General features: G+C 36.6%; 17 protein-coding genes. 1 reads left to right on the forward strand and 16 read right to left on the reverse strand.

Features of this window, described 5'->3' with window-relative positions; genetic code table 11:
• Positions 1-11: 11 nt before the first annotated feature.
• Both BUC25_RS02965 and BUC25_RS02970 read right to left on the reverse strand, forming a co-directional pair.
• On the reverse strand, positions 12-1,220 hold the full coding sequence (locus BUC25_RS02965; protein ID WP_073199504.1) for a hypothetical protein: 1,209 nt from the start codon (positions 1,218-1,220) through the stop codon (positions 12-14).
• Positions 1,221-1,237: 17 nt separating this feature from the next.
• Positions 1,238-2,497 (reverse strand): lipopolysaccharide biosynthesis protein, encoded by a 1,260-nt coding sequence (locus BUC25_RS02970; RefSeq protein WP_073200473.1) that lies wholly within the window; start codon positions 2,495-2,497, stop codon positions 1,238-1,240.
• A gap of 160 nt (positions 2,498-2,657) precedes the next feature.
• Between BUC25_RS02970 and BUC25_RS02975 the strand changes: the two genes are divergently transcribed.
• A complete protein-coding gene (locus tag BUC25_RS02975) occupies positions 2,658-3,425 on the forward strand; it encodes a glycosyltransferase family 2 protein (protein WP_073199505.1) in 768 nt (255 codons plus the stop codon).
• A gap of 516 nt (positions 3,426-3,941) precedes the next feature.
• On the opposite strand, the gene BUC25_RS02980 is transcribed toward BUC25_RS02975, so the two are convergent.
• From BUC25_RS02980 to murA, 14 genes are all read right to left on the reverse strand, one after another.
• Positions 3,942-7,028, reverse strand: a complete 3,087-nt coding sequence (locus tag BUC25_RS02980) for an efflux RND transporter permease subunit (protein WP_073199507.1) — start codon at positions 7,026-7,028, stop codon at positions 3,942-3,944.
• 2 nt (positions 7,029-7,030) lie between these two features.
• A complete protein-coding gene (locus BUC25_RS02985; protein ID WP_073199509.1) occupies positions 7,031-7,891 on the reverse strand; it encodes an efflux RND transporter periplasmic adaptor subunit in 861 nt (286 codons plus the stop codon).
• Between the two features lie 28 nt (positions 7,892-7,919).
• Entirely contained in the window at positions 7,920-8,747 is an 828-nt protein-coding gene (locus BUC25_RS02990) for a TetR/AcrR family transcriptional regulator (RefSeq protein WP_073199512.1), read from the reverse strand.
• A gap of 728 nt (positions 8,748-9,475) precedes the next feature.
• A complete protein-coding gene (locus BUC25_RS18935; RefSeq protein ID WP_084543337.1) occupies positions 9,476-9,805 on the reverse strand; it encodes a hypothetical protein in 330 nt (109 codons plus the stop codon).
• A gap of 172 nt (positions 9,806-9,977) precedes the next feature.
• Positions 9,978-10,394, reverse strand: coding sequence for a 3-hydroxyacyl-ACP dehydratase FabZ (fabZ, locus tag BUC25_RS03000; RefSeq protein WP_073199514.1), 417 nt, complete (start codon positions 10,392-10,394; stop codon positions 9,978-9,980).
• A gap of 198 nt (positions 10,395-10,592) precedes the next feature.
• Positions 10,593-10,901 carry a DNA-directed RNA polymerase subunit beta gene (locus tag BUC25_RS03005; RefSeq protein WP_073199516.1) on the reverse strand — a complete coding sequence of 103 codons (309 nt, stop codon included), beginning with the start codon at positions 10,899-10,901 and terminating at the stop codon, positions 10,593-10,595.
• 30 nt (positions 10,902-10,931) lie between these two features.
• Complete coding sequence (locus BUC25_RS03010) at positions 10,932-11,762, reverse strand: flagellar hook-basal body protein (RefSeq protein WP_073199519.1); 831 nt, start codon at positions 11,760-11,762, stop codon at positions 10,932-10,934.
• A 17-nt stretch (positions 11,763-11,779) separates the two neighbouring features.
• Positions 11,780-12,604 carry a flagellar hook-basal body protein gene (locus BUC25_RS03015; protein WP_073199521.1) on the reverse strand — a complete coding sequence of 275 codons (825 nt, stop codon included), beginning with the start codon at positions 12,602-12,604 and terminating at the stop codon, positions 11,780-11,782.
• Positions 12,605-12,653: 49 nt separating this feature from the next.
• Positions 12,654-13,652: a rod shape-determining protein gene (mreB, locus tag BUC25_RS03020; protein WP_073199523.1), complete on the reverse strand. Its 999-nt coding sequence runs from the start codon at positions 13,650-13,652 to the stop codon at positions 12,654-12,656.
• Positions 13,653-13,925: 273 nt separating this feature from the next.
• Positions 13,926-14,216 carry a sporulation transcriptional regulator SpoIIID gene (spoIIID, locus tag BUC25_RS03025; RefSeq protein WP_073199525.1) on the reverse strand — a complete coding sequence of 97 codons (291 nt, stop codon included), beginning with the start codon at positions 14,214-14,216 and terminating at the stop codon, positions 13,926-13,928.
• Between the two features lie 311 nt (positions 14,217-14,527).
• Positions 14,528-15,559, reverse strand: a complete 1,032-nt coding sequence (locus tag BUC25_RS03030) for an AimR family lysis-lysogeny pheromone receptor (RefSeq protein WP_073199527.1) — start codon at positions 15,557-15,559, stop codon at positions 14,528-14,530.
• Positions 15,560-16,358: 799 nt separating this feature from the next.
• On the reverse strand, positions 16,359-17,216 hold the full coding sequence (gene spoIIQ / locus BUC25_RS03035) for a stage II sporulation protein SpoIIQ (protein ID WP_073199529.1): 858 nt from the start codon (positions 17,214-17,216) through the stop codon (positions 16,359-16,361).
• Positions 17,217-17,284: 68 nt separating this feature from the next.
• Positions 17,285-18,340 (reverse strand): stage II sporulation protein D, encoded by a 1,056-nt coding sequence (spoIID, locus tag BUC25_RS03040; protein ID WP_073199532.1) that lies wholly within the window; start codon positions 18,338-18,340, stop codon positions 17,285-17,287.
• A 109-nt stretch (positions 18,341-18,449) separates the two neighbouring features.
• Positions 18,450-19,772, reverse strand: coding sequence for a UDP-N-acetylglucosamine 1-carboxyvinyltransferase (gene murA / locus BUC25_RS03045; RefSeq protein ID WP_073199534.1), 1,323 nt, complete (start codon positions 19,770-19,772; stop codon positions 18,450-18,452).
• Positions 19,773-19,798 lie beyond the last annotated feature (26 nt).

Genomic DNA, 19,798 nt, shown 5'->3' on the forward strand with positions numbered 1-19,798 from the left:
CAAAACACCCTCTAATTATTTTTATTTTTACGTTCACCAGCTAAAGCTCCCTTAAAACCAAGGAACTGTAAATTATTTACCGCAAAGTTAGATATACTCTTTGTGTTTTGCAAGCTAACAACTATTATAGCATTTAAACTAATTGCGACTATACGACAAAATGCTGGGAAATCTAGACTTCCCATTCCTAATATATATATAACAGCCGTGAAGCTCCATAAAATAAATAAATTATTTTTAAAGTGCACATCTATAAAACGAGAAATATAAAAGAACACTAAGAAAATCAATAACATGGTCGCTGTACCAATTATATAACCAATATGAATAAAGAAATCCCCCACAAAAAAGCTAGGACCACTTCCATCAGGATATCCATATATAAATTCAAATACCTGGCCATCTATATTATGAAGGTCAAAAGGAAAATCAATATTGAGCATTTCAAACCTGGCTATAAATGCTGCACCTTGAGTAACGAAAAATCTCCTGATTCCCGAAGTCACGAGGCTACCTGTTATAAACAAATATGCCGAGAACGCAATAACTACCATTGTTAGCAATTTGAAATTAATTTTCATTTTAAAAATAAAGATCCAGAAAAAAATGTAGAAATAAACTAAAACTCCTTTGTTCCCACCGATTAATAAAATGATACTTACAGCAGCAAACAAAATTAACTTAACTACATTTGATTGAATTCTATCATAAAAGTATAAATAATACGATGGGATGATAAAAAATATAAATGTTGAAAACGTAAAGTAAAGAGGTATACTACCACTCATATCTGGTCTTTCTATTCGACTTCCTTCTAAAACCAAATTGATCAATGGAAATCGATCAAAGTAAAACACAACATAAGCCAGAATGGCCGCAGTAACGTAGCCCATATACAAATAAACTAACTTATTTGAAGAATGATTAAATGTAATATTTTTAGAAAAATTAATGGAATTTTTAACTATAATCAATAAGGTTATAATTAAGAAATATAAGATTGAAAATGCTAAGTATTGTAAGTATGAACCTGCACTAAATACTTTATACGCTTCACCCAAGAATATGGAATAGTAGATGGATGGTGTATAGAAAATTATTGTAGAAATCACATAAAAAATTACTAAAGATTTTTTATGCTCGTTATATCTGAAACCAATGAATAAAAATGATACATACATGAGTGTCAATAAAGAAAATAAAATATATTCAATTACCATAAAAATACTCCTTAAAATTATCTTTTTTTTAGTAAACTAAACCAAGGCATTGAGTAGACTTTTGATGAAAGGACCCACATTAATACAAAAGCCAACAGAAATGATAAGGCAGATGCATATGAAGCTCCTATTGCCCCAAAATGAGTTATAAATAAATTGTTTAGTATTAAATTTAGTGGAACTACAATTATCATAACACCAAAGTTTAGATGTGTTTTCTGAGCATAATGAACATAATTCGTCATCATTTTATACATTCCATTAAAAGCATATCCAATAGAAATCCATAGAACAAATTTACTAGCATCATGAAACTCTTCTGCTACATAAAACGAAATAATATATGGGGATAATATACCCAATACTACCGCAGCTACAATCACTATTATAAAATAGAAGTAAGTAAATTTGACAATCCTTTTTCTAACAATTAATTGATCCAGCTTTAATCTTTCAAAAAACCAGGGTACCCACGCTTTGTTAAATGAATTAATGACAATCATTAATATCATTGATATTTGATAACCTATCGTATAAATACCTGCAGCTTCTATACCTACTATGTTTTTAATGAATAATCGATCCGAAACATTTATTAACGCCATACCCAATACAACTGGAATTAGTGGAACTCCAAATTTTATAGCGTGTTTAATATATGAATAGGAATACTGAAATTTCAACAATTTTTGCGATTTTATTATAAATATCCCAATAAATCCATATAAGATATACGAAATACTCAAACCTAAAACAGCGCCTTGCCAGCCCATATTAAAATTCACCACTAAGACGATCGACAGTATTCCGTTAAGCATTGACTGACTTATTAAAAAAGCTCCATATTTATACGGTTGATGTTGAACCTGAAAAAGAACTAGAACTACTTGAAACAGAAACTGACTTGCTGCCACAAGTATAGCCAATTGAATCCAACGCCAGTTTAAATCAGTCAGGTTGAAAATAATATTACTGAATACAGAATTCAATACCGAAATAATCACTGTACTAGATAGTAATACAAGTAAAGTATTGGTAACATATTTTGCGAAATCTATTTTGTCTCTTTCAAAATATTGTCTAGTAACCGCCCCATGAATGCTTAGACCAACCACAGGCCCAAATATTAGTAAAACCATTTGAAACATAGAGAAAAGACCATAATCTTCAGTTGACATATTACGTGTATATATAGGAATTAGAAAAAATGGAACTGCTGCGTTTAATATAGTTGAAGAAACATAAATAGTTGCTGACTGAAACAATTTTTTAAACAATGTATCACCTACGTAAATATCCTTATTGTCCTTTATATAAAAATAAGTTATCATAACTTTATATTTTTAAATCTTGATCACCATAGTTAAGTTTATACTTGAATAGTTTATCATGCAAGAAAATTTTAAATTTTTCTACTGAAAAGGAGTACGTTTTTTTATGGACAACAATCAACCACTAGTATCTGTTATAACACCTACATTCAATTCAAGTGATTATGTCGTTAAAACTATAGAATCAGTCCAATCACAGAGTTATCAAAATTGGGAAATGATTATAATTGATGACTGCTCATCTGATAATACTGTGGAATTAGTTAAAGGGGAAATCAGTTCAGATCCTAGACTAAAACTTATTCAAAATCAAGAAAATAAAGGAGCAGCAGTCTCTAGAAATTCAGGTATAAACCTGGCATCCGGAAGATACATTGCTTTTTTAGATAGTGATGATATATGGAGTTCAAAAAAGTTAGAAACTCAAATAAGTTTTATGCAAAAAAATAACTACTTTTTCACTTTCACTTCCTACTCTCTTATAGATAAGGATGGAAATAAATTAAATAAAATGGTTCGAGCTAAAGACATGCTAAACTATAAAAATCTTTTAAGTCATCCTGGGGCAATTGGTTGCTTAACTGTTGTTCTTGACAAACATGAAATCCAAGACATTACAATGCCCAACATAAGAACCCGTCAAGATTTCGCTTTATGGTTAAAAATATTAAAAGAAAAATATACTGCTTATGGACTGGATATTGATTTAGCTTTTTACAGAAAAGTTCCTGGTTCTATATCAAGCAATAAAATTAAAGCAGCCAAAAAAAATTGGTATGTGTATCGGAAAATAGAGAAACTCAGCCTAATTCCTGCGACATGGTACTTTTTAAATTACGCATATAAAGCCATAGTAAAAACGTTTTTAAAATAATTGATTAAGAATAGGACAGAGTGCCAGTTCAGCCACTTCATGCTTAGGTGATAGCAGAGTTGTCTTAGACCTCAAGGGAGCGTTGCGTGAAACTAGATACGAATGTAAAAAATAGATGTTAATTTTAAAATTTCAAGAACTACACAGAGATTATTAGAAAATGGCTGGTTTTGGAAAGACTTCCTTGGCCTTAACAAAGGCTTTTAAAAATTTTATAGGATAAAAATAATGGTCATTTATTCTAGCTGTAGTAGTTGGATTTCGATGTAGTAAACCAAAAAAAGTGGAAGCTTGACAAAATTAACGTAACACTTAAATCCACAAAAACTTTTACCATATCCTCTGCTAAAAAGATTAGCATATGGAGATGGTTGGAATGTCTGAGGCACTCACGATAGTTAAAAACGGCTTAAGCCACATGGAATATACGGCTTAAGCCTCCTGAATTTTTTTTATTATTCCCGCTGACTACTTGACAGCGGGAAATTTACTATCATTAATCTCGGATTTCTTCAACTATACTTCTTTCTCTTTCTTCGGCTTCTTCCCAAACCATCCCTTCACACGCTCTGACAAATTATCAAAATACGTGTAAACAACTGGTATTAACACTAACGTGAACATACTGGATACGGCTAAACCGAAGATAACGGTAATTGCCATTGGTTGCTGCATTTCGGCGCCTTCTCCGTAACCTAGGGCGAGTGGTACCATCGCTAGGATCGTTGTCAAGGTTGTCATCAGAATTGGACGCATCCTTGTTTTTCCGGCTTCGACAATTGCTTCATGACGATCCAGTCCACGTCTTCTTAAAATATTAATGTAATCGACAAGTACGATCGCATTGTTGACGACAATACCGGCGAGCATGATCACCCCGATGAAGGCGGTTATCGATAATGGTTGACCTGTGATAAATAGGCCACCAAACACACCTACTGCTGTTGCTGGCATCGAGAACATGATAATTAACGGGAACAGGAAATTCTCAAATTGAACTGCCATTACGGCATAGACTAAGAAGATCGATAAGATCAGTGCCAAGCTTAAGTCTGCAAAGGCTTCTGTCATATCTTCTGCCTGACCACCAATGGTGTAGTCATAATCCTCTGGGAAATTCATCCCGTCTAAGGCTGATTCTACATTTGTAGAAACCGTTCCAAGATCCATCCCCTCAATACCTGATGAAATATTTACTTGACGTTGCTGGTTCTGCCTTGTGATCGTTGCTGCACTTTGGACTTGTTCAAAATCAGCAATCGTTGTTAATGGTATCGATGTTCCTTGTTGGTTTTGAATCAGAACATTTTCTAAATCGTTAATGGTTGTTCTCGCATCTTCCGGAAACATTAAAGTAACATTCATCTCGTCACCATCTTCACGGTACTGCATAACCGTCTGACCCGTGAAACTAATCTGAACCTGGTTCATTACTTCCTGATAGGATAAGCCATATTGGGCTGCCAGTTCGCGATCGACTTGGATGTTCATCTCTGGCTGTGTATCTTCTAAAGAAGATGTAGGATTATAGATTCCCTCTGTATCTTCTAATACCTGTAAGACTTGATCTGATAGTTCTTGTAACACATCTGTTTCAGGTCCAGAGATTTGAATTTGAATCGGATCACCCAGGCCTCCTACACCTGAACTTGCTTCTGTTACGGTAATATCAGCTCCAGGTATATCTTGCATGTCTTCATCTAATTGCTGGACAAAAGAGGCAGTCGTTTCTGATCGTTCATCCGCTGCTACTAACTGAATCTGATAGGATGCAGCTGATCCGCCTGACATCACAGCTTGTTCTGGGTTACTACTTCCAACTGTTACATAACTAACATCAATGATATCGTCATATTCAGCAAGTTTTTCATTTACTTTTTCCGTGATCGCAAGACGTTTTTCTTCATTTGTTCCAGTAGGTGTCTCAACCGTAATTCCTACTTGTCCTTGATCGCCTTCAGGAATAAAGGCAGTTCCGATAAAAGGTATTAAGCATAAACTACCAATGATGGCTGCAATCGTAATTGCGATCGTTGTTTTTCTTAATTTTAATGCTTTTTCCAGGACGCGCTGATAACCTGCAATCACTTTATTTAATACGCGATCAAACCAATAACGTCTGCCATGGTCTTCCATTGCTTTTGTTAATAGTTTTGATGATAACATCGGAATCAATGTAATCGAAACGGCTAACGATGCGACGAGTGCAAACGAAATCGTTAAGGCTAATGGTGTGAACAGCTCTGATGCTATTCCATCCACAAAGACAATTGGTAAAAATACGACTAATGTCGTTGTCGTTGAAGCGATAACTGCAGGTGCTAATTCGGATGCCCCTTTGACCGCTGCTTCCTTCAATTTATACCCTTGCTGCCTGTAGGAGACAATGTTTTCGAGAATAACAATCGAACTATCGACCATCATCCCGATACCGAGCGCAAGACCACCCATTGTTAATACGTTTAATGTCTCACCTGTAAAATATAAGAGTACAAAAGTTGAGATAATCGCAATTGGAATCGAAACACCAATTACCAGGGTTGCTCTCACACTTCGCAGGAATAAAAGTAAAACCAGTAAGGCAAAAATCCCGCCAAAAATCATATTCTGGATCACTGAATTAATCGATTGTTTTATAAATTCGGATGTATCTACTACAACTTCTAAGTTCACATCTCCTGGTAAATCCTTATTCAAATCTTCAACAGCCGCTAAAATATTATCAGAAACATCGACGGTATTTCCGTCTGATTGTTTTAAGATACTGAGAACGACTGCTGATTCATTGTTAACAAGTGTGGTGCCATTCTTTTGTAAGGTATCATTAACCTCGGCAATATCTGACACGTTTATTTGTGCACCCTGGGGTGTTTGAATAATCGTATTGGCAATATCGTCAACCGATTGAAATGATCCATCAATTCTAAGCTGGAGGTCTTGATCTCCTTTTTGAATTGAACCTGCTGAAGCGGATTGGTTTGCTCCTGCTAATGACTGCTGAATCAATTGGGTCGACACACCATACTGTGTCATGGCAGATCGATCTAACTCGAGTTCAATCGCCCGCTCTTCTCCACCTTCAATGCTGACGGAAGCAACACCACTTTGACGTTCAAAATAAGGCTGAACGGTATCTTCTGCTACCGATTGCAGAGTGGTGGTATCGCTGCCTGTTAAGCCTACCCACATAATTGGCAATTGATTTGGATTGAATCTGAGTACACTTGGATCATTCGCACCATCTGGCAACATGCCTTTTACTTGATCGACGCTCTCACGAACCTCAAGCAGGGCATTATCTAGGTTGGTACCATTTTCAAACATAATGATCACGAGGGATGATCCGGACTGGGATTGAGATTGAATCGAATTAACCCCTTCTATCGAGCTAAGACCACTCTCCATTGGTTCTGATACTAACTTTTCGACTTCTTGAGGTGCTGCATCTGGATAGCTAGTCGCAACCACTGCAATTGGCAGATCAATTTCAGGAAAAAGATCAATCGCTAAATTTCGAACTGAAATAACGCCCATTGCAATAATGGCGAGGACAATCATGATGACCCCGACTGGTCGTTTTACGGATGTATTAACTAGTTTCATGATTAATCCTCCTCGATCACATTAATTTTATTGCCATCTACAAGTGTTAATTGTCCACTTGTAATAATTTGATCTCCTTCATTTAATTCCGCTTGTACGGCTGTTGTTTGTGATTGTGTCGCTTGAACCGTTACCTCTACCTTAGTGGCAGTTTCGCCATCGGTCGTGAAGACATAGGTTTCATCATTATCTTCCACTAATGCGGTTGTCGGAATTAATAATGAATCTTCAATCACAGTATCTTCTAAGACAACTGTAGCGATCACACCCGCTTTATAATGGGTTGTTTCGTTATCAAATGATAGATCAATTGGAAATAGCCCGGCCTCATTAGCTGCATTTGCTACATATTCAATTTCAGCTTCGTGTGTTTCTTCTTCTGCACTTTCTAATAAAAGGGTTACCTGTTTACCTTTTTCAAATAATTCTAATTGCACATCAGGTACTTGCAATTGAACGGTTAGTTGTTCTAGATCAATGATGACCGCTAACGGCTCCTGATTGGATACCATGGATCCTTCTTGGGCCGCTAATTCCGTAATAATCCCTGTACTTGGAGCTTCTACTTTAATAGTGCCTTGTGGACTTGAAATCGTAGCAATTTCATCGTCCTCTTCGACTTTGTCTCCATTTTCAACCTCTAATTCGTCAATCTCTCCAGCTACAGAGGGAATGATTGGTGTCGTCTGATTTGGCATCGTACGACCATAAAAGTTTCGTTCCATAACAAGATCACCTTTTGTTACTTCTCCTACCTCTACAGGTGTCACACGTTCTACTTGCTCTTCCTCTTCGTTGTTATTTTCTGAACAGGCAACCAGCGTGATGATTACAATTAACAGCAACAATAATAAACGCTTCATTTTTTGTTTGTCCCCTCTCGACTCTTTTTTATAAAAACTTTTTTAACTTACGTATCAATTCTTTTATCGTGGTGTTGGATTCTAAATGCTTTAACATGCTTTGAATAATGATTTTTTTCGGTTCTTTTTTATTCCATTCTTCTTCTAATACGAGGATCGCTTCTAGCAGCTCGCGATTGTCACTCCTTTCGATTTGTTTTTTTATTTGTTGGATTATTTCTTGTGCACTTGGCTCCTTGAACATGGATAAAGACTGGTATGTGAAAATCGGCTGTTGATTCTCCTGGAGTATGGACTTTACGATCACATCTACTTTGTCAATAATATACTTCGCTAATTGTTCGCTATCAAACTTTAGATCATGGATCGCTATCCATTTAAAATAACCGCTTAAGATGCCATCAATTTGTATTACAACATCTACAATGTATGGTTGGATCCTTTCTCCATAAATCATGATAATTTGATTCTCCAGCCAGTTATAGGATTGCTTATGTAAGCTAAAGATTAGCTCATTCATTTTCTCACCAAGATTAATATTATCCCTGACGTGCATCATCAAATATTCTTTATGTTCTTTGAATAAACCAAGGAATGCTTCGATTTGTTCTGTAAATTGCTTTAAAGGATCATGGGTTCTGCTATTAATAGATCCAATCTTTTCTAAGATAACTTCAGAATAATAACTATAAATTTCTATTAATAATTCATCCTTCGATTGAAAATGAAGGTAGAATGCACCTTTGGAAACATTACTTTTGTCGGCTATTTCCTGAATGGATGTGGAATGAAATCCTTTTTCCGAGAATAGCTTCATGCTTTCTTCAATCATGCGCTTTTTTTTATCGTCTATCACATGGAGCCCCTCACTTTCTTTCCTACGATTTGACTATTTAAATGGTTTCACTTTTTTGAAGAATGACTGGTCAGTCAGAAAATAATTATAGCAGTATTATTTTAAGATTACAAATTGTTACTCTTAATTTGTTTGTAGGGAAAAGCTTATCACAGATTGGAACGTTCTTAATTTCGCAAAAAAGATCTAACATTATCCATGAAGTTTATCGGGTTGGGGAAGGACTTGAGTTTTTCAATTTATTCCATACTGAATTGTGAAAAGGAATGCTCCTCGTCGGCATTTCTGGACTTATTTTCTACTGTAATGCCGATGAGATTACTTCTCGCCGGGATTTCTGGACTTATTTTCTGCTATAATGCCGATGAGATTGTTCCTCGTCGGCATTTATGAACCTATTTTCTACTATAATGCCGATGAGATTGCTTCTCGTCGGCTTTTATGGCCTTATTTTCTGCTATAATGCCGATGAGACTGCTTATCGTCGGCATTTATGGCCTTATTTTCTGCTATAATGCCGATGAGACTGCTTATCGTCGGCATTTATGGACTTATTTTCTGCTATAATGCCGATGAGATTGCTTCTCGTCGGCTTTTATGGACTTATTTTCTGCTATAATGCCGATGAGATTGTTCTAGCTCTTGTTACGATTTCATTTACTTTTAAAAAAGATGGTTCGCTGTTTATCAGGGAACCATCTTTTAACGTATTTGTTTGGAGTTGTTGTTTATTCTTCTTTATTTTCCTTGTTCATTTCTTCTTCGCCATTTTCAACAGCATCTTCCATATTTTGTTCTGCTTCATCCATGTTTTCTTCAACATTTTCGCCTACATCTTCACCTGTACCGCCTTCTTCACCTTCACCTTCCATTGGTGCTTCTTCGTTCTCTTGTCCTTCTTGTGGCTGTTCCTGCGGTTCTTCTTCTGGCTGTTGTTCTTCTTGTTGTGGCTGTTCTTCTTCTAGTGGTGCTTCTTCATCCTCACTTTGCGCACAACCAACTAAAAAGGCAAGTGATAATAAAAATGCTGAGAGATACTTTACGTATTTTAATTCCATTAGATGTCCTCCTTAAATTCTTGTTCAATGCTAGCTTAACCAAATAAACTACATAATATGCCAGCTTATAAAAAAATTTTGTTCAGTATACTCTAATCAGCATAGGAAGATTTCAGATTAAGCTTTTTAATGAAAAAAGAGAAGCTCATCCTGAAGATAAGCTTCTCTCCTATTATTTTACTGCAAAGGTTATTTCTGCTTCGCAAGCAAGTTCGCCTTCTACTTTGGCTACGGCTTTACCTTTTCCAATAGGTCCTTTAATTCGTATAATTTCTACTTCTAAGTGCAAGGTATCACCAGGTTTAACTTGACGCTTAAAACGACATTTATCAATTCCTGCTAAAAATCCAATTTTTCCTTTATTCTCTTCTTTACTTAAGATCGCCACTGCCCCAACCTGTGCTAAGGCTTCGACAATTAAAACGCCAGGCATGACAGGATAATCTGGAAAGTGCCCTTGAAAAAAAGGTTCATTAATTGTTACATTCTTTTTTCCAACAATTCGTTCGTCCTCTTGTTCGGTGATTGCATCTACTAATAAGAATGGGTAACGATGCGGGATCGTTTCTTTAATTTGTTCAATGTCCATGATATGTAACTCCTTTCTTTTCCTTAAAAGTATATCAAAAAGGGGGGGAAATGAATACTTTCATAAATTGTATAGATTGAACATAGTATATTCAAATATTAATGTAACTAGTGATTTAGCAACAAAAAAATGCAGTGCTCTATCTTCTCAGATGTAACACTACATTTATTATTATTATCTCCGCAAAAATTGTACGACTTACACATCTCTTACAAAATCGATAATATGCTGCCATGTTTCCCATTTAAGTACGTCGAGTGGGCTGCCCTCGCCGAGTACACTGAACCCGATAATAAGACCGATCATTAAAGCAAATAAACTTAAAACAATTACAATCAGAACCTTCATCCAAATTGGAACAAATCGACGGATATATTTTTTTTCTGCTTTCTTTTTTGCTTTTTTAGCCGCTCTTGTTTCTTTCTTGGCTGAAGATTGTTTTTTTATTTGCTTCTGTTCCTCTGATTGGTTTTTAGTTGTATTATTTGCTTTTGCATCCTTTGACATACAAGTGTCTCCTTATTCATAAAAACTAACTTATCTTAATTGGTTAATAAGACCTTTCATTTGGTCGTGCATGGAAATAGTTCTTGCATTAAATTGATAGGCTCTTTGTGTTTCAATCATGTCGGTTTGTTGTTTGGCTATGTCAACATTTGATGCTTCTAATGCACCACTTTCCATATTGACATCCGCAAACCCTACGCCATTGATAATATCGTCAAATGGATAACTTTCCAATGATTGTTCAGAAATTCGGAATAAATTACTTCCAGCAGCCTCTAATAATCGCGGTCGAACTGCTTCTACTACTGCAAGTTCACCTTCGATCATTTGCACACCATTTCTTGTAACATTAATTTGCCCATTCTCTTCAATATTTAGATCATCCATATTATTAGCTAGAACAATTGGATCGCCACCTTGGCCAAGAACAGGATTTCCATCTGAAGTTACAAGCATTACCTGCTCACCTTCTACAGGTGTTAAATAAAAGTTCCCAGCTCTTGTGTAACGCACTTCTTCCTCACCATTTTCGTTCACCGCTACTTGAAAAAGATGATTGTCTTCTAATAATGCTACATCAAGATTTCGATCCGTACGTTGTAAGGAACCTTGATCAAAGTTAATATTGGTATGACCTAGCTTAGCCCCTGATCCAACACGCAGACCATCAGGTGTGAGCCGTCCTATCGGATTGGTTGGGTCTGGTTCTGTATTTATCTGTTGTGATAATAAAGAAGAAAAATTAGCATCACGATTTTTATAGCCTACGGTATTCGAATTCGCGATATTGTTCCCGATATTATCAAGTCTTTTTTGTAATTGCCCCATGGTTGCGGCAGCTTGAAAAGTCATTCTCGTCATACATGTTCACCCCTCTACTATCCTAGTCTTGCAATCTCATTGACAGCTTTGTCTAAACTACGGTCATATTGTTGAACGACTTTTTGATTGGCTTCAAAGCTTCGGTATGCTTGCATCATATCTGTCATCGTTTGAGCTGCATCAACATTTGAATTTTCCAGATGATTTTGTTGCACGTTAAATTGCAATCCTGCAACACCTCTAGCATCGATCAAAGCTTCACCATCTTCATTTAATTCAAATAAATCTTGGCCGTTTTTCACTAAGTCGTTCGGATTAGCAGTATAGGAAACAGCTAATGGAACCTCAGCACCATCTAATTCCAGAACGCCTTCAGGTGTCACCGTAAAATCCAATCCATCGGTATTAATCGGATTACCGGCCGCATCTAATACATAATGACCTTGATTTGTCGTCAGGTTCCCTTCACCATCTACTGTAAAGTTACCATTTCTCGTATAACGGACTTCGCCTTCACCGTTTTGCACATTAAAAAAGATCGATCCTTCCTCATCTGGCGTTTCTCCTTGTACTAAAGCGACATCAGTAGAAATACCTGTCTCTCTCAAGGATCCTTGTACAAAATCAGGAATTGTTTCTTGTACATATACACCCGTATTAATGGCTCCAATCTCCGTCATGGTTGGTACCGTCGTGTTCTGAGAACTAGGGATATCACGATTTTCCATCCGTTGAATTAATAATTCTGGAAAAGATCTCAGTGTTGCATGATCTTGTTTATACCCCGGCGTCTGTGCATTTGTAATATTATTTGATAACACTTCTTGTCTTCGCTGTTGTGCCAACATTCCATTTGTTGCCGTATAAAAACCTCTAAGCATCTGTAGAACTCCTCTCTATGTGAAGCGAACCATTTTTATGTATGAAATATTAAACAATAGAACGTTCTAATTTATCAATATTATCCAACATAATGCCTGTCCCTTTTGCTACACAATTCATTGGTTCTTCCGCTAATAAAACGGGAACTTTTAATTCTTCCGCTAATAATTGATCCAGTCCATTTAACAAAGCACCGCCACCAGTTAAGATAACACCCCTGTCGATAATATCTGCGGATAATTCTGGTGGTGTTTTTTCCAATACGGTTTTCGCTGATTGTACAATTAGTGCAATAGACTCACGTAATGCTTCTTCCACTTCCGCAGAATAAATGGTAATTGTTCTTGGTAAACCTGTTACCATATCTCGTCCACGGATATCAATTTCTTCATTACGTGCTCCCTTGAATACGGTAGCGACATTAATCTTAATATCTTCAGCCGTTCGTTCACCAATTAGTAATTTATATTTACGCTTCACATATTGAAGAATTTCTTCATCAAATTTATCTCCAGCCATTTTGACGGATTGTGCAGTAACGATATCCCCCATAGAAAGTACAGCGATATCTGTTGTACCACCACCAATATCTACTACCATGTTCCCACTTGGCTGAAAAATATCCATGCCAGCGCCAATTGCAGCTACTTTTGGTTCTTCTTCTAAGTATACTTTTTTACCGCCAGATTTTTCAGCAGCTTCCTTTATTGCCTTTTGTTCCACTTTTGTTATGTTGGTTGGGCAACAAATTAACATTCTTGGCTTAGATAAGAAACCTTTTACATTAATTTTGTTGATAAAATATTTTAACATGGCCTCTGTTACATCAAAGTCTGCAATAACGCCGTCTTTTAACGGTCGAATTGCTGCAATATTGCCTGGCGTACGTCCAACCATTCGCCGAGCTTCTTCGCCGACTTCTAACACTTTTCCAGTATTGCGATCCATTGCCACTACAGATGGCTCATCTAAGACGATTCCTTTACCTTTTACATGAATTAATACATTTGCCGTTCCTAAGTCTATTCCGATATCTCTTGAGAACATGAATGTTGATCCTCCCTATTTCATTACCATGCTTTAGTTTATGTCAATATGTTATGGTTTGTATGTAGTTCTAAAGTTGTTTGCTTTCCTATTATGGTACAGAATACCTCTAATTATATATAATATCATAAAATTTAGAATGTCGTTACATTTTTCCAATAAAAATGTCATTTAATTTCAAATATATTGTTGGATTTTATCAGATATTAGAAAATAATTAGAAGTATGAGTTGAAATGAAGGGTATGTATGAATTAGAGAGGATGTTGAGAGCTTATTTGGTCAACAGTTGTTCAGATTCAGTTGATGTCTTTTTACTATGGAGCTGATATTTCATTTTTGTCGCTTCACCACCACGCAAATGTCGTATTGCTTTATGATGACTTAAAACAACTTTCACTTCGTTAGCTAATTCGGGATGTAGCTCTGGTAAACGTTCCGTTAAATCTTTGTGAACGGTACTTTTTGAGACTCCAAATTCTTTGGCGATTACTCGTACGGTTTTTTTTGTTTCCACAATGTACCTGCCAATCTTTAATGTTCTTTCTCTGATGTAGTCATGCACTTCACTCGCCTCCCAAAAGTTGTCAGTCCAAGGTGTGAACAGAGACAAGTATCACTTTATATATCATTCATCCCTTCTAAAACCATCGTATCCTCACCCCAGACAAATAAAAGATAATTTGTACCATCATATTAAGCATTTCATCCCATTATGACAGTTAATTTCCGAGGATGCGCTAGAAGCTGTGGATCAACATAGAGAAAAAGCGATGGTTTTCTCCATCGCTTTTTACCCAATATCACCATAATCTGGATCCGTATAATGTAATTGCATTCTCATTTTAGACATTCTTCTCCTATTCCCTTTTTATTTTAGATACCTAACCCTTCGGTTGCTCTGAGTGGTAATCTCGCAAAAAAGTGATCACTCCTTTTTTCCATAAAGTGTTGATAAGAATGTATAAAGAAATGTTGCTTCTTGGTGGCTAATCCTAAATAATATTTCGTAAACGGCGTGGAGATTGGCAATTCTTCTAAAATTTTTTTAGCAAGACTGGTATTTCCCTTGACGATCTCCAAGTGCGCTGATTCTATCGGGTCATTGGTAGTGACGCCATCTACTTTACCAAAATTGGCACAGATAAAAGGATACGTAAAATCTTCTATTTTTTTTAATGTATGTTGATCTTGAAGAGTTGTTGCTATATACTTCGCCTCTTCAATATGATAGAGGCTGGATTCAAAATCTTCGTATATATAACTTAATGCTAGATCTAGGTGAAGTTGTGCTTTTTGTTTCACGTGGTGAGGCATTTGAAGTGCTTCGTAGGCGTTTTTTCTGGCTAAAATTAACTCATTACGTTTCCAATAGTAGATAAACAATAATGTTTTCATTCTTATATTGAAGAAAGTAATTAAAAGAGGATTGTCAATTTGACATAATTTTCTTTGGACTTTATTAAGAAAATAACCGATGTTGTCATAGTTAAACACGTTAACATCTATGGCTATGTATAAAAAGTATTTTAAACAAGTTAGTTCTGGATGAAAGGTAGCAACTGATTGTGCATATTTCCTAACTTCATGGACAGGTTTACCATTTCTTAAGTCTAGCATAAGTTGATATAGCTTTGCCATTTCTCTATTCAAAGAATTACTGCTTTCTTGATTCACTTGAATAAAATACTTTAATTCCGGGTAACTATGATTTATAAAAAAATATTCTAAGGCCAGGCGCTTGTCCATGTCTGAACTACTCTCAAGCAGGAATTCCTTAGCTATCGCAAGCTCCGTTGCCTCATTATTATCTAGACTTACCATTGTTAAAAATTGAGTTAATTGAAGCTGTTTATCTGTTTCAAAATGTTCAAGGATTATCCCTTGCATCGTATTTGTAATTTCCATAATTTATCTCCTTTCACAGTTATTAATTATTTCATATTCGAGAAATTATGCAATACTTTTTTCACTAGAATCGTTCGTCAAATAGTTAGAGATATCGACAAGTTCAGTCGCTTTTTCATAGCTTGCAAGTAAAATTATATAGAAAAAGGTGGAAATGTATCGTATGATAATCAACCATTTCATCTCGTTATTCCGGATAAAAGGGTTATATGACATAATTCAGGTGGTAATTATGAGATTTCATATCTGTTTTGCAATCGATCCGGCTTGTCCACTTCCCTTTCCGTGGGGTTTTCCCTTCAGCTAACTTTTCCAAGCAAAAATCGCTTGAAAAAGTGGATCTTCAGGTAAAACAATCCCACAGGAGTCGAAGTGGCCGCCTACGCTGAATGAAGCTCCACAAATATTGCAAATGCAGATATTTTGGGTTGTTACAATGAGACAGTAAAACAGCTTAGATTAATAAAAATGATAAGTAATCTAATGACAAATTGATAGGAAATAGTGAATAACGCCAATATGATTATTCCTGCTTGAGTTGCAGAATATTACAAAGCGCAGGCGTCCGCTTCCACTCCTGCGGGAAGTTTTCATCCGAAGATCCACTTTTTAAGCGGACTGTGCTCAAAAAGTTAGCTGAGGAGGAAAACCCGCGGAAAGGGGAGCGGACAAGCCGAAGCGATTGCAAAGCACATATATTATCTCATGATTACCTCAAAGTGTTATGTCGTACTTTCCTGCTTTGGTTCAAGTTCACAAAAAAATCTCCCTACCATTCTTTATGGTAAGGAGATTTTTATTATGTTCGTTCCATTGCGCTTGATGATTCATTTGTTTCTTCTGCGTCTTCTTCAGCATCTTCTTGCTCTTCATCAGCACTTTCGTCTGTTTCTTCTTCGGTGTCATCACTATCTTCTGATTCTTCTGCCGGTGCTTCTTCTTCAACCGAGTCATCTGGAGCGATAATCTTATGAATTGGCTGGTTAACAAAATTTTCCGGGTTAACTGGTGTACCATCTTTTCTCACTTCAAAATGAACATGGACGCCATTATCCTGACCCAGCACATTCTGACCAGCTGTTCCTATTGAATCACCTTGCTTTACATCCGTTCCTTTTTCCACTAATACTTCATCTAAACTAGCGTAATAAGTGGAAATACCTTGCTCATGTTCCATTTTTACTACATTACCCAGTAGTGGATCCTGTTTCACCTCTACTACTTGACCTGACAATGAAGCTTTTACATCAAACGCTTGATGATCAGATGTTGAGATCGCAATTCCATCACTTTGATAGAATTTATTTTGATGTGAAATTAGCGCCTGTTCTTGTGCTTCTGCATCTGCTCCATAATCATAAAATTTGGTCACGATTTCTACTTGCAAGTCTTCTGGAACGGGCATTTGTAGTACTTCTTGCTGCTGCATTACCGTTGTAGCGTCTTCCTCATCCTGCTCAGTTTGATCACCTGATAAATCATTTAATTGATTTTCCATATCTTCTGCGATATCTGGTGCTTGATTAATAGCGTTTTGATACCACAACACTCCTGTCAGGACGAGAGCAGCTACAGCTAAATATACAGCAGGAAAGAACCATTTTTTCTTGAAGATACGTTTCCAACTATTTTTTGAAACGTTTTTGTTTTCCTCCATTATGCATCACCTCAGCTACCATTGTGATCAAATAGAGGAAAATTTATACATAGTTTGTTAGATTTTTCTTATTTTTTTACCAAAAGTGTCGGTGTTGCCTGCTCTAACGTGCTAATTTGCGTTCCTTGATAATAATGTTCGACAATTTCTGTATAGTCTTTTCCTTCTTGAGCCATCCCGTTTGCGCCATACTGACTCATTCCTACACCATGACCATAGCCCTTTGTGGTAAACACATAATGATTATTTTTCTTGGTAACTGTAAAATCATTTGATGGTAAGTTTAGTTTTTCTCTAATATCACGTCCAGTAAAGGTTTTATCACCAATTTTAGCTGAAGCTACTCGTTCACTTTCGGTTCTCGTTAATTGGAACTCACCTATTTGGCTTAATGAGATATTTAATTTATTTTCCAAATCTGCTTTTGTAAATACCTGCTGGTCTAGGAACTTTGGTGATATTTTTTCATCCCAGGGGCTTTCTACCGTTCTCAAGTATGGTAGCTCGCTTTCCCAATAGTCTTCTGAGTTTTCTGTATAGCCGTTGCTCGTGGAAAAGAAGGCCGGTGTGATCGGTTGATTGCCATGTGTAATGATTTCACCTTGCGTCACCTTAACCGCCTCTGTAATCTTCTCTATTTTCCAATGATAATCACTTCCCCATACTTGCCTTAGTTCGTCAGTATTTTTATAAACTTGATGTTGAACCGTGTCAGTCACATCTGCACCACCTGGAAGATCCTCATTTGAATCATGAAGCAAAAAGCGGACAATATACGTTCTAGCTGCAAGTGCTTGCGCTTTTAATGCTTCTAATTCAAAGTCAGCTGGCATTTCGGAGGCAACCACATGTACGACATATTCCTCTAAAGGGATATCTTCCACCTTATTTTCAGCTGTGCGTAATACGTGTACATCGAAAGGAGATTGTAAGGCTGTTATTTCTTGTTTGGAAGATGCTGTAGTATTTTCTGTCTCGATCGATGCTTGTGTCGATTCGCTTCCCTTAAAGGGAATTACAATCATGGCTGGGATCACAAACATCAACACTAATAAAGAAGTAATTCCAATGATTAGTGGTATTTTCCAATTAGTTTGGCTTTGGTTGTGTTTCCATTTGGACATGGATAACCTCCTCTATTCATTCTTTCATTCCTACTCTATCTTATTCACATTACTAGCTGAATAGAACAAAAGAAAAAGAGGACTAGCTCTATTAGCTGTCCTCTTTCTATTATTGAACCTCTACTTGGTTTGCTATGATTATTTCTGGTTCTGCTGCTACAAATGAAGTCTCTGGTTGTGTTACTCGTTCAATATCTGCACCAAGTTGTGCGAATTTTTCAGTAATATCCACGTAGCCTCGATCAATGTGGTGTAGTGAAGTTACTCTTGTATAACCCTCTGCTACCAATCCAGCTAAGATAAGAGCTGCCCCAGCGCGTAAGTCTGTTGCCGCAACTTCTGCCCCTTGTAGGTTTACTGGACCTTCTACAATAACACTTCGGCCCTCTATCTTTAATTTGGCATTCATACGGCGGAACTCTTCCACATGCATAAATCGGTTTTCAAATACAGTTTCTGTTATGACACTTGTACCTGATGCGTATAGCATAAGTGCCATCATTTGAGACTGCATATCTGTTGGAAAACCAGGATGTGGTAATGTTTTAAGATCCGTAGCTTTCAAAGATTTCGGTCCTATTACTCTTACACCATTTTTCTCTTCGATAATGCGGACACCCATTTCTTCCATTTTTGAAACAAGCGCACGAATGTGTTCGATTTCCGCATTTTCAATTAAAACGTTTCCTCCTGTGATTGCTGCAGCCACCATAAATGTGCCTGCTTCAATTCGATCAGGAATAATTGTGTGCTCTGTACCGTGAAGTTTTTCGACACCTTCTATTTTAATCGTTTCTGTACCAGCACCTACAATGTTAGCACCCATTTTATTTAAGAAATTAGCTAAATCTACTATTTCTGGTTCTTTTGCTGCATTTTCTATAATGGACTTACCATTTGCTAGAGCAGCAGCCATCATAATATTTTCAGTTGCCCCAACACTAGGCATATCTAAATAAATTTTTGCGCCAGTTAATCTGCCTTCTGTCGATACTTCTACAAAACCATTACCGACATGGACATCAGCGCCCATTGCTTCAAATCCTTTTAAGTGTAAGTCAATTGGTCGTGATCCAATAGCACAACCGCCAGGCAACGCTACTTTGGCATGACCATAACGGGCTAAAAGCGGCCCTAAAACTAATACAGATGCTCTCATTTTACGAACATATTCAAATGGGGCTTCCGTTAATAATGGTTGTGTAGCGTCAACTGTTACTGTATTATTTTGATAAGCAACTTCCGCGTTCATACTTGATAATACTTGATTTATTGTGTGTACATCTGCTAATGCAGGAACTTCGTGTATTGTACTTTTTCCTTCACTCGCAATTATGCTTGCAGCGATGACAGGTAAAACGGCATTTTTTGCACCTTCAACTTTGACAGTGCCGTTTAATTGCCTCCCACCACGAACGATGATATTTTCCAAGGCTCATTCTCCTCTGTAGACCATAT

The organism is Gracilibacillus kekensis (assembly GCF_900143085.1).
Classification (GTDB): Bacteria; Bacillota; Bacilli; order Bacillales; family Amphibacillaceae; genus Gracilibacillus; species Gracilibacillus kekensis.